This window comes from Eisenbergiella massiliensis (assembly GCF_003435485.1).
In genome coordinates, this window is the sequence record NZ_QVLV01000043.1 from 21422 (window position 1) to 33594 (window position 12173).

General features: G+C 51.9%; 9 protein-coding genes and 1 pseudogene. All 10 read right to left on the reverse strand.

Translation table 11 applies throughout. The features are described from left to right. Entirely contained in the window at positions 1-2124 is a 2124-nt protein-coding gene (pknB, locus tag DXC51_RS28790) for a Stk1 family PASTA domain-containing Ser/Thr kinase (protein ID WP_021639093.1), read from the reverse strand. Between the two features lie 111 nt (positions 2125-2235). Continuing rightward, complete coding sequence (locus tag DXC51_RS28795) at positions 2236-2961, reverse strand: Stp1/IreP family PP2C-type Ser/Thr phosphatase (RefSeq protein WP_021639092.1); 726 nt, start codon at positions 2959-2961, stop codon at positions 2236-2238. After that, complete coding sequence (rlmN, locus tag DXC51_RS28800) at positions 2962-3990, reverse strand: dual-specificity RNA methyltransferase RlmN (protein ID WP_021639091.1); 1029 nt, start codon at positions 3988-3990, stop codon at positions 2962-2964. Positions 3991-4099: 109 nt separating this feature from the next. Beyond that, positions 4100-5473: a 16S rRNA (cytosine(967)-C(5))-methyltransferase RsmB gene (gene rsmB / locus DXC51_RS28805; RefSeq protein WP_021639090.1), complete on the reverse strand. Its 1374-nt coding sequence runs from the start codon at positions 5471-5473 to the stop codon at positions 4100-4102. A gap of 104 nt (positions 5474-5577) precedes the next feature. After that, positions 5578-6282, reverse strand: a complete 705-nt coding sequence (locus tag DXC51_RS28810) for a zinc metallopeptidase (RefSeq protein ID WP_021639089.1) — start codon at positions 6280-6282, stop codon at positions 5578-5580. Continuing rightward, complete coding sequence (gene fmt, locus DXC51_RS28815) at positions 6276-7208, reverse strand: methionyl-tRNA formyltransferase (RefSeq protein WP_021639088.1); 933 nt, start codon at positions 7206-7208, stop codon at positions 6276-6278. The genes DXC51_RS28810 and fmt overlap by 7 nt, the downstream gene beginning before the upstream one ends. 100 nt (positions 7209-7308) lie before the next feature. Then, a complete protein-coding gene (def, locus tag DXC51_RS28820) occupies positions 7309-7782 on the reverse strand; it encodes a peptide deformylase (RefSeq protein ID WP_021639087.1) in 474 nt (157 codons plus the stop codon). 32 nt (positions 7783-7814) lie between these two features. Further along, positions 7815-10055: a replication restart helicase PriA gene (gene priA, locus DXC51_RS28825; RefSeq protein WP_035323585.1), complete on the reverse strand. Its 2241-nt coding sequence runs from the start codon at positions 10053-10055 to the stop codon at positions 7815-7817. An 11-nt stretch (positions 10056-10066) separates the two neighbouring features. Then, positions 10067-11545 carry a UDP-N-acetylmuramoyl-L-alanyl-D-glutamate--2,6-diaminopimelate ligase gene (locus DXC51_RS28830; protein ID WP_035323583.1) on the reverse strand — a complete coding sequence of 493 codons (1479 nt, stop codon included), beginning with the start codon at positions 11543-11545 and terminating at the stop codon, positions 10067-10069. A 355-nt stretch (positions 11546-11900) separates the two neighbouring features. Beyond that, positions 11901-12173: pseudogene (locus tag DXC51_RS28835) on the reverse strand (PD-(D/E)XK nuclease family transposase); the annotation flags it as partial.

Genomic DNA, 12173 nt, shown 5'->3' on the forward strand with positions numbered 1-12173 from the left:
TTAAGATTCTTTCCTGATAAACTGCAGCGGCCTCTGGATTGTTCTCTCCTCCACGCCGCCGGGCACGACTTTGGTTTCTCCTGTGGCAGGATCCGTTGTTGTTACGGACTCCAGGGTGACGTTATAAATTATGGTAAGCACTCCCGTGCTCTCATCCTTGATATCAAACAGATTCAAAGGAGTGGGGAAGGATGCGACGGAGAGCCTTGACAGTTCCTTGCCGGACGCAGTGGTCACAACAAGCACGCAGGGCGTCCCTTCCACATACTGAGGGTCCTCCAGCGCAGGGCTTTCTATATTCTCCGCAAACATATAGGTCGCTTCCGGTCCCTTGCTCACATAAATATCTATCGCAGTCCCCGGCTCCACCTCCGTTCCCACGGAATAACTCAGCCTGATGATTTTGCCTATCATCGTCTCATCATCATCATTGACCTCCGTTACGTTCCGTACCGTCAGACCGGCAGCCTCCAGCGTACTCTTCCCTTCATCAGGCAGCATGCCAAGCACATCCGGCACCTGCACCTTGCTTTCCTGCGGTCCCTGGCTGATGGTTATTGTTACCGTACTGCCTCTTTCCGCACTCGTTCCGGCTTCCGGCTTCTGGCTCATAACATTGCCCTTTGGTACAGTATCGGAATAGCCCTCTTTCTTTTCCGTTGAAAAGCCTTCTCCCTCCAGCGAAGCAACAGCCTCCGCCAGCGTTTTATTATATATATCAGGCACAATGACACCGGACTGTGAGCCGCTTACCTTAAGCACTACCTTAGCCCCGGCTTCCAGCTGGGTCCCCTTTTTCACATCTGAACCGATTACCGTGCCTTCCGCGACGCTGTCGTCCTGAACATACTCCACCGTGGGATCCAGGCCCATTTTGACAAGCTTCTGCTTCGCCTCGTCTTCCTGCATTCCGGCCACTTCGATCATTTTTATAACGCCGTCTTTTTCCGGGGAAGAAAAATCAAAGATTCCAATAGCCCTTCCCACCAGGAAAATCACCACGCAGCCGATAAGGATAGCGCCGATGACCGCCAGCACTGTGGTCACCTTTTCCATACGGGATTCATATTCCTCTTCCTCATCATCGTCCTCAGGCTCCGGTTCATAAGAGGAGACCGGCTTCTTTTTCCCGCTGCCGCCTTTGTTCGATACAGGGGCCGGCCTGGCGGAATTCTTTTTCAGACGGATTTCCTCCGTATGTGACGGTTTCTTGGACTGCTTTTTAATCTGATCCATATCATCCCTGGAGATCATACGCGTCGCCGCATTGGCCTCGGGATCGATCACCCGGACAAAATCCTCGTCCGGCGAAATCAGGGATTTTTTTAAATCCTCAATAAGAGCGCTCATGGACTGGTATCTGCGGTCCGGGCTCTTCTGGGTGCATTTGAGCACGATCTGTTCCACGCTTACAGGGATCTCCGGTACGAAATCCCTGGGCGAGGGCATGGGCTCCTGTATATGTTTAATGGCGATTGCCACCGTTGTGTCCCCGTTAAAAGGTACGCGTCCCGTGAGCATTTCAAATAAAGTGATACCCATGGAATAGATATCGCTCTTCTCATCACTGTAGCCGCCCCTTGCCTGCTCCGGCGAGGTATAGTGGACGCTTCCCATGACATTGGAAGTGATGGTATTGCTGGTTGCCGCCTTTGCAATACCGAAATCTGTAACTTTTACTTTTCCCTCTTTTGAAATAATGATGTTCTGAGGCTTGATGTCCCTGTGAATGATATGGTTATTGTGGGCTGCCTCGATGCCCATACACGCCTGAATGGCTATACTGACTGCTTCTTTTACGGAAAGACGCGCTTTTTTCTCAATATATTTCTTAAGGGTAATTCCTTCCACCAGTTCCATTACAATAAAATGGATGCCGTTGTCCTCACCCACATCATATACGTTTACGATATTGGGATGCATCAGGCTCGCAGCAGCCTGGGCCTCCACTCTGAACTTCGATACGAAGTTTGAATTTTCACTGAATTCCTGTTTTAAAACCTTCACAGCCACATATCGGTTCAGCTTATGGCATTTGGCTTTATACACATCCGACATGCCGCCGGTGCCTATCTTTTCCAGGATTTCATATCTCTCTCCCAGTATCATTCCAATTTTAATCATTCCAGTCCTCCTGCCTGCCCGGAAAATCCCGTTTCCCCGGCAGGTAAAATACATTGCCCGGACAGGGCCAACCTGCTAATGTCCGCCGGGCCCGCGTGTTTCCGCCGCTTTTTATAAAAACGGATCGATCACGATTACCGCAATATTATCCCTGCCGCCACTGTCATTGGCCGCCTGCACCAAAGCCACGGCCTTATCCTGGAGACTGCCTTCGCCGGCAAGGATCCGGTAGATTTCCGCATCCTCCAGCATATCCGTCAGTCCGTCGGAGCACAGCAGGACAATATTTCCGGGTTCCAGGGTTCTTCGGAAGCAGTCCACACGCAGATACCGCTCCAGCCCCACCGCCCGCGTAATTATATTTTTATTCGGATGGCTCCTGGCTTCTTCTTTATTGATGCCGCCTACCCGGACCATCTCCTGCACAAGGGAATGGTCCTCGGTAATCTGCTCAATTCCGCCGTTCACCACATAGAGCCTGCTGTCGCCCACGTTGGCTGTATGGAGTTCTTTCCCATCCCAGCAGGCGGCAACTACAGTGGTTCCCATACCGGAAAGGCGCTCATCCTCCCCGGCCCGCCTTTCAATCACTTCATTTGCCTTCTGAATGGCTTCCGTAAGAATCTCCTCCGGGTCGCTGCTTTCCGACTCACGGATGCCCTCCAGTATGGTTTCCACCGCACAGCTGGAAGCATAGCCGCCCGCCTTATGGCCGCCCATACCGTCCGCCACCAGAAAAATATTCGGCAGGTTCCCGACAGGTTCCAGGGAGGCATAAATATGATCCTGATTCAGTTGTCTTTTCTTACCGATATCGGTGATAGAAAACGCCTTCACTTAAACTTCCCTCTCCTTATCACCAGACATATGACGCCGCCGCAGCTGGCCGCAGGCACCGTCAATATCTCTGCCCATTTCCCTTCTAATAGTAACATTAATTTTGTTTTTTTCAAGTTTATTTTTAAAGGCAAGGATTTCAGACTGCCCGGACTGCCTGTAATCCCGCTCCTTTATGGGGTTTACAGGGATGAGGTTCACGTGGGCATTAAGGCGGCCTGCCAGCGCGGACAGCTGGGCTGCGTCCTCCAGCGAATCGTTCACACCGCCTACCAGACTGTACTCAAAGGTAATCCTTCTGCCTGTTTTTTCAAAATAGTATGCGCAGGCCTCCATCAATTCATCCAGATGCCAGGTATTGGCTATCGGCATAAGCTTTCTGCGCTTTTCATCCGTGGTGGCATGCAGGGAAAGCGCCAGGGTAATCTGCAGCTTTTCCTCCGCCAGCTCTTTCATCTTCGGCACAATGCCGCAGGTGGAAACGGTGATGTTGCGCTGGCTGATATGGAGCCCGTGCTCCTCTGTAAGTATACGGATGAAGGTGAGCAGGTTGTCGTAATTATCCATCGGTTCCCCGGTACCCATGACCACCACATTGGAAACCCGTTCCCCTGTCAGCCTGCTGATGGTGTAAATCTGATCCAGCATTTCCGAAGGAAGCAGGTTTCTTTCCCAGCCATCCAATGTGGAAGCACAGAAGCGGCAGCCCATTTTACAGCCCACCTGGGAAGAAATACACACCGAATTCCCATGTTTATATTTCATCCATACGCTTTCCACCACATTTCCGTCAGCCAGGCCGAACAGGAATTTCTTTGTGCCGTCCAGCCGGGATTCCTGAACCTCGATGGGCAGCAGGCTGGTGTAGGGGTAATTTTCCTTCAGCTTACTGCGCAAAGACAGAGGCAGGTTGGTCATTTCATCATAACCTGCAGCCAGCTTGCAGTGCATCCAGTCATACAGCTGGGCTGCGCGGAAGCTTTTCTCTCCAACCTGCTCCAATTCCTTTTTCAGTTCCGTAAGCGTCATGGATTTGATATCTGTCCGTATGTTCAATGTTTCCACCGATTCCTTTGTTTTTACTCATTTATTTCTGCGGCCTGCACATCAGATGTGCACAGCCGTCAAAAAACGCTCCTTACTCTTTCCTGACAAAGCATGCGATAAAAAAACCGTCCGCCGCATGGATTCCCGGAAGAAGCTGACACATTCCCGCTTCCGTTTCCGCATTCCGGCATGCTTCCGGCAGCCCGTTGTTAAGGCTCTGCAGGGTAAAGGGAAAATGGGAAGCAAACCAGGCCGTCTGTTCTTCATTTTCCGCCTTATTAATAGTACATGTGCTGTAAACCAGCCGCCCGCCGGGTTTAACATACATGGCAGCATTGGCCAGGATACGCCTTTGCAGTGCCGCAACCTCCTGCAGGCTCTCCGGCGTCACCCGGTATTTGATATCCGGTTTTCTGCCGATAACTCCTAGCCCGGAGCAAGGCAGATCCGCCAGCACCACATCCGCTTTTTCCTTCATGCTCTCATCCGGCACCGTGGCGTCCCAAATACGGACCTCCAGGTTTTCAAGCCCCATCCTGCGGGCATTCTCCTGAATTAGTCCCGCTTTATAACCGGAAATATCCCGCGCCTGTACGCGTCCTGAGCCATACAGTCTGTCTGCCGCATGGATGGCCTTTCCGCCCGGCGCGGCACACACATCCAGCAGGAATTGCGTGCTGTCCCGTCCGGCAAGGGCGCATTCCGTCACCAGCATACTGCTCACGTCCTGTACGGCAAACTGCCCCTTATCAAAGCCCGGAAGCGAAGCAATCCCTTCAGTTTTGCCCAGGGTATAGGCATAGTCCAGGTAGGGATGCACCACAGGATGCGCGCCGCATTCCTCCAGCGCCGTAAGCAGGGCCTCTTTTTCCTGCGCGGAAATCCGTTGCGAAAGCCGTATGGTCACAGGCCGCGGCTCTAAAAGCGCCTGCAGCATACGTTCCGTGACTTTCCCGCCATAATCGGCCAGCCACATCCGCACGATCCATTCCGGCATGGAATACATCACGGAAAAATACTTGACAGCCTCCCTTTCCCGATCCGGCCACGCCAGCGTATCCTTTCCGCGGGAAATGCTACGCAGGACGCCGTTGACAAAACCTTTCAGCTGATGGAAATGCCTGCTCTCCGCAAGCTTTACCGCCTCATTGCAGGCAGCGGAATCAGGAATATTATCCATAAAAAGAATCTGGTAGGCGCCCATTCTGAGAAGGCAGCGGATCAGCGGCTTACATTTGTTTACGGGTGTCTTTGAAAACTGCCCCAGCACATAATCCAGCTGGATGCGCCGCTCCAAAACACCCTCCGTAAGACGCTTGATAAAGGCTTTGTCCCTGCCGTCCAGATAATCGTATTTATCCAGTACATTTTTCAACAGAAGATTACCATATTCGCCGCCTCTCTCAAGCTCCAGAAGCATATCCAGCACAAGGCCTCTTGTATTGACTCCATTTTCCGTTTTCATCCGTATTCCAATCCTCTCCTGTGAAGGCTCCGCAAAGCCTCCCCGGCGTTTCCCCGTTACCGGCCATAAGGGAACCGGAACGTCCTGAACAATTACTATTTATCTTAATCCCGGTCTCTTCTTCCGCCGGACAGAAGCAAAAGCCTCAGCAGCTGCAGGATGGAAGAAGCCGCTGCCGCAACATAGGTAAGCGCTGCCGCGCCCAGCACCTTTCTGCAGTATCCCGTCTCCTCCTCCGTCAGGATATTATATCCCTGAAGCATTTTCAGTGCCCGTCCCGAGGCATTGAATTCCACGGGCAGCGTCACTATCTGGAACAAAACAGAAGCCGCAAAAATCCAGATTCCTATCTGGATAAACGTATAGCTCAGTCCAAATACCAGGCCTAAAACCACGATAGGCAGACCCAGCATGGATCCGAAGTTGGCTACCGGCACAAGTGCGCCCCTGATTTTCAGCGGCACATAACCTTCCTTATGCTGCACCGCATGGCCGCATTCGTGAGCCGCCACGCCGATTGCCGCCACGCTTCCGGAGGCATAGGTGGAATCCGAAAGCCGCAGCACTCTTGTCCTGGGGTCATAATGATCGGTCAGGCTTCCGCTGACGTGTTCCACCTGCACATCTCCCAGACCGTTGTAGTTCAGTATCATCCTGGCCGCTTCCGCACCCGTCATTCCGGTCATGCTGCGCACCCTGGAATATTTGCTGAACGTATTGTTGACTCTGGCGCTTGCCCAGATAGAGAGCACAGCGCCGATAATCACCAGAAAATAAGTTGGATCAAAATAATAACCATATCCTAACATCCCAGCATTTCTCCTTTTTCTATTCTGCAGCCCAGAAGGAAATCCCTTACCAGCATGCGTTTCTTCCCTTCCAGCTGCAGCTGCGTTACCTTAAGGACGCCATTTCCCGTATTGATATATACGGCGTCCTTTTCTGTCCTTTGAATGCTTCCCGGTTCCCCGTCCGCACTTTCCTGCACAGGGAAGGCTTCCCATATTTTAAGCGTTTTTCCCTTATAGAAAGTATACGCACTGGGCCAGGGATTTAATCCACGAATCAGCCGGTCTATTTCCTCAGCCGATCTGGAAAAATCAATTTTGCCCATATTTTTGTCGATCATGCCCACATGGCAGCTTAAGGAATCGTCCTGGGGAGTCGGCGTGACCTCTCCCTTTTCTATCGCGGCAAGCGCAGGGATAATCATCTGTGCTCCCGCCTGCGCCAGCTTGTCGCTAAGACTCGCATAGGTGTCAGAGGGCGCGATTTCCACCTCTGATTTCATAAGCATGTCGCCTGTGTCCACGCCCGCATCCATCTGCATGATGGTTACTCCGGTCATCTTGTCCCCATTGATGAGCGCCCACTGGATCGGCGACGAGCCGCGGTATCTGGGCAGCAGGGAGGCATGAATATTCACGCACCCGAAACGTGGCATGTCCAATATTTCCTGAGAAAGGATCTGTCCGAAAGCGGCCACGACAAAAATGTCCGCTTCATAGGTTTTCAGCTGCTCCACTGCCTCCGGCCTTTTGATTCTAACCGGCTGAAAAACGGGTAATCCCCGGGAAACAGCAAACTCCTTGACAGGGCTCATCTGCAGCTTACCGCCTCTTCCCTTAGGCTTATCCGGCTGTGTCACCACAGCGGTTATCTCATGTCCGGCCTTCCATATCGCTTCCAATGCTCCCACGGAAAAATCGGGAGTTCCCATAAATACTACTTTCATGATGCCTGCCTTTCCTGATCTGTGAACCGTGGTAACTGTGAGGGTGCCCAACAGTTACGAACCATAATTTAACAAAAACCCGAAAATGTCTCCGCGGCCCCTATTCTTCCACTTCTTCCACATCCGTAAGCTCACCCTCCACCTTCTCCACATACATGTGGCCGTCCAGATGGTCGATTTCATGGCAGAAGGCTCTGGCAAGCAGCTCTGTACCTTCCATTTCAAAGGGCTTCATGTTTCTGTCGTAAGCCCTTACCTTCACATAGTTGGGCCTGGTTACCGTACCGCTTTTCCCCGGCAGGCTAAGACAGCCTTCCCCGCCGGTCTGCTCTCCGCTTGTTTCCAGAATGCGGGGATTGATGAGTACAATCGGATCCTCTCCCGTAACATCGATTACAACGATTCTTTTGAGAATGCCTACCTGCGGCGCCGCAAGACCCACACCGTTGGCATCATACATCGTTTCCAGCATATCGTCAATCAGCTCCTGCGTCCGGGGCGTCACCTCCTTCACTTCCTTGCAGACCTTTTCAAGAATCGGATCTCCCATAATTCTTATATTCCTGATAGCCATTTTTCTTTTCCACCTTTCTTCTTTTGCTATAATTAAAAGGATGACATGGGATCGAAATCGAACTGCACACTCTCGTCCTTCCGATCCTCTTCCTTCAAAAAATGCTCCATTCTGTTCTTCAGACGGATTAAAACCTCATAATCCGGATTTTTCACATAAAGCACATAACGGAAAATATCATTAATTCTGCCGATAAATGCCGGCGCGGGACCGATAATGATCGTTTTCTCCTCCCGTCCCTCCGGCGCGCCCTCACAGAGCCGCTTCAATTGCCCCGCCAGCACTTCGCCGCCTTCCTGGGCAGCGGAGGTTACCTGCACCGCCAGGATATGAGAAACCGGCGGATAGGAAAGCAGCTGCCGGTAAAGAATTTCCTCTTCATAAAAGCCTTCATAATCCTGCGCCGCCGCATGCAGAATGCTGTAATGCTCCGGCTGATAGGTCTGTATGACCACCTCTCCCGGCCTGGTTCCCCTGCCTGCCCTTCCCGCCGCCTGGGTCAGCAGCTGAAAGGTCCGCTCCCCCGCGCGGTAATCATTCACGGAAAGCGACATATCCGCCGCCAGAATTCCCATAAGCGTCACATTGGGGAAATCATGCCCCTTGACAATCATCTGTGTTCCCACCAGGATATCGGCTTCTCCCGCGGAAAATGCGGACAGGATTTTTTCATAGCTGTCCTTTGTTTTCGTGGTATCCGCATCCATGCGGAGGACTTTTTTGTCCGGATACAGCTTATGCAGCTGTTCCTCGATTTGCTCCGTACCGGCCCGAAAACCCAGTATATATTTGGAACCGCATTCCGGACACAGCTTCACGGCAGGCTGGGTGAAGCCGCAGTAATGGCAGACCAGCGTCCCGTTTCTGTGCTCGGACAAAGAAACGTCACAATGGGGACATTTCATCACATGCCCGCACATCCGGCAGGATACAAAACCGGCGTAACCCCTACGGTTCAAAAAGAGCATGCTCTGCTCTCCCCTTCCCAGCCGGTCCTCCAGAAGTTCCTGCAGCCTTTTGGAAAAAATGGAACGGTTGCCGTTTTTAAGCTCCTGCCTTAAATCCTCCACATACACGGTGGGGAGCACGCCTCCCGTGAGACGTTCATTTAGGGTAAACAGCCTGTATTTTCCCTGCTTTGCCCGGTAGAAGCTCTCCAGCGAGGGCGTTGCGGAGCCTAAAAAAACGCTTGCCCCATGAAGCACCGCAAGCTCCTCCGCCGTTTCCCTGGCATGGTATTTCGGCATGGTTTCGCTTTTATAGCTGTTTTCATGCTCTTCATCTATAATAATGATCCCGATATCCGGGAACGGTGTAAACAACGCGGAACGGGGACCGATGATCACATCAATTTCCCCTTTTCTGGCCCGCTCGCACTGATCATATTTTTCCCCGGGGGACAGCGTGGAATTCATCACGGACACACGATCCCCGAATCTTTTATAAAAACGGAGCACTGTCTGGTAGGTCAGCGCTATTTCCGGAATCAGCATAACGGCCTGGCGGCCCCTCTGAATCATCTGCGCTATCAGCTCCATGTAGACCTCCGTTTTCCCGCTTCCGGTGATTCCCCGGAGCAGATAGGTCTGCCGGATGCCGTCGTCATAATCCTTCAGCACGCTGTCCACAACGAACTGCTGCCGTTCACTCAGGTGGTGGCCGGCCTCCCGCTGCGCATCCAGCTTTACCGGATTCCGGTAATAGGGCACGCTGTTAATGTCAATCAGCCCTGCCTCCTGAAGACTGCGGAAGGTGGCGGGAGAAATATTCAGCTTCCTCGCCACCAGCGTCTGGGGCAGCCGTTCCTCCGCTATCAGCTCCCGCAGGACGCGGGCCTTGGCTCCCTGATGCTTCCTTTCACATTGAAGCATCTCCGCCCGGGCTTCCTCTTTCCCCACCCGGAGGCAGATTTCCTTTTTTTCCTGCTGCTTCAGCTTCTGGCGCACCGGCAAAACCGTTTTCAGCGCGTTAATCATGGTGGAACCGTAATGCTCCTTCATCCAGAAGGCCAGGCGGATCAGCCTGCTTTCCACCTGAACTCCTTCTTCAATTACAGAGTCAATTTCCTTCAGCCGTGAAACGTCAAATTCCGGCTCATCCGTTATTTCTATAATATAGCCTGTGCGCAGCTTATTGCCGCTGCCGAAGGGTATTCTGACCTTCATCCCCGGCTCCGGAAGCCCCAGCAGCGCCTCCGGAATACGGTACTGAAACGGGCGATCCACTTTTTCATGGGAAATATCCACTATAATATTTGCAAATCTGCCCTGCATGTATCCCTCCATCAGAAGGAAATCCCTCTCTCCTTCAGTATCTGCGCAATCAGCACTCTTTCATCCATGGGGTGCTTCACTCCCCGGATCTCCTGATAATCCTCATGCCCCTTGCCTGCCAGCACGATAATATCTCCCGGCTGTCCGTTGTCAATCGCATAGGCAATCGCTTCTTTTCTGTCACAAATTTCGATATACTTCCCATCCGTTTTGGCAATTCCCGTCTTGATATCGTCAATGATAGCCTGAGGCTCCTCAAAACGGGGATTATCTGAGGTAATTACGGTTAAATCCGCCAGTCTCCCACTCACCTCCCCCATTTCATAACGGCGCAGCCTGGAACGGTTGCCTCCGCAGCCGAATACACATACCAGCCTGCCGTGGTCATACTCCTTCAGCGTGGTGAGCAGGCTTTCCAGCGCCATGGCATTATGGGCGTAATCAATCAGCAGGGTAAATTCATCCGATACCTTCACCAGCTCAATCCTGCCCTTTACACGCGCTTCCCGCAGCGCCTTCTTCACCGCCTCCACAGGGACGCCGAAATGACGGCAGATAGCGATGGCCGTCAGCGCATTATATACGCTGAACCGTCCCGGCATAGCTATCTCAGCGTCAAAATCCATAAGCCCCTTAACCTGAAACGCCACGCCCAGATGCCCGTTCCTGTTGGTCAGCCGCATTCCTTCAGCCCGCAGATCCGCCTCTTCAGACAGCCCGTAGGTTTCCAGCCTGCACGTATGCCCTTCCATAACCTGCTCCCAATGACTGTCGTCCCGGTTGGCAATTCCCACGCGGCACTGCCTGAAAAGCATTCCCTTGCAGCGCATATATTCTTCAAAGCTGCCATGCTCATTAGGCCCGATATGATCCGGCTCTATATTGGTAAAAATACCGAAGTCAAATACAAATCCCTGGCTTCTGTGCTGCATCAGCGCCTGGGAAGAAACCTCCATCACCACCGCATCACAGCCGGCCTCAGCCATCTGCGCCAGATAGCTCTGCAGAATATAGGACTCCGGCGTGGTATTCTCAGCAGGAATATGCTTATCGCCGATAATTGCTTCTATTGTACCGATAAGCCCCACCTTAAGGCCGGTATTCTCCAGAATCGACTTTACCAGATAAGCTGAGGTCGTCTTTCCCTTCGTCCCGGTAATCCCGATAGTCTTCATCTTCTCTGCCGGATGCCCGAACCAGGCCGCCGAAATAAACGCCATGGCATACCGCGTGCTCTCCACCTGCACAATGGCCACCTGCGCATCCTCCGGCACCTTAACAGGCCTCTGCACCACAAGAGCCGCAGCTCCCTGCTCTACTGCCTGCGCCGCTGCGCTGTGCCCGTCAAAATTAGCTCCTTCTATACAAATAAACAGACATCCCTTTGTAATTTTCCTGGAGTCATAAACCACATCGGTAATATCCAGCTCCAGCCGGCCTCTTACCACCGTGACATCCAGATTCTCAAGTAATGTTTTTAAAGTTGCCATATCATTTCCTCTTTTCTTTTTGAAAAATGGATATTTAAGCGTAATACTTACATAAGAATAGCACAAAAGGATCCCATTTTCAACCAAGGATGTGCTCCGCGCCATGGCCTCCCCTCGCCATGGTTATATATTTTAACCCTGTTATCAGTAGTTTTTGCAGTTCTTTATATTCAGGCAAACAAAAGGTCAAAAAAAGAAACAGCATCCCTACCCGCATGTCACGCAGAGTCTGGATGCTGCTCTTTATAGTTTTTTAAATGTAAATCGCCTGCACCTCGTTCACGGCTGCGCTCCTTTGAGCCTGATATCCCGCATCCTGCAGGAAACATCAGCTTCCACCACACACTGCGGCGGCTTATTTTACGGGTTCAGAACCATTTTTTCTTTCCAGTTCTTCTATCCGCTTCATAGCCTTATCAAGCGCGGCAGCCTGAGCGGCAATCAGCTCCTGCAGCTTATTATTTTCTTCTTTGTTTCTTTTCTGCTCTTCTTCGTGTCTTTTCTTCTCTTCTTCCAAGGCAGCAGACTGTGCATCTATCGTTGCCTGCATCTCGTCAATCATATACTGCACTGTATTCCGATCCATCTCTCTTAGTTCTTCTGAAAACATTCCCATCACCTTCTCCAT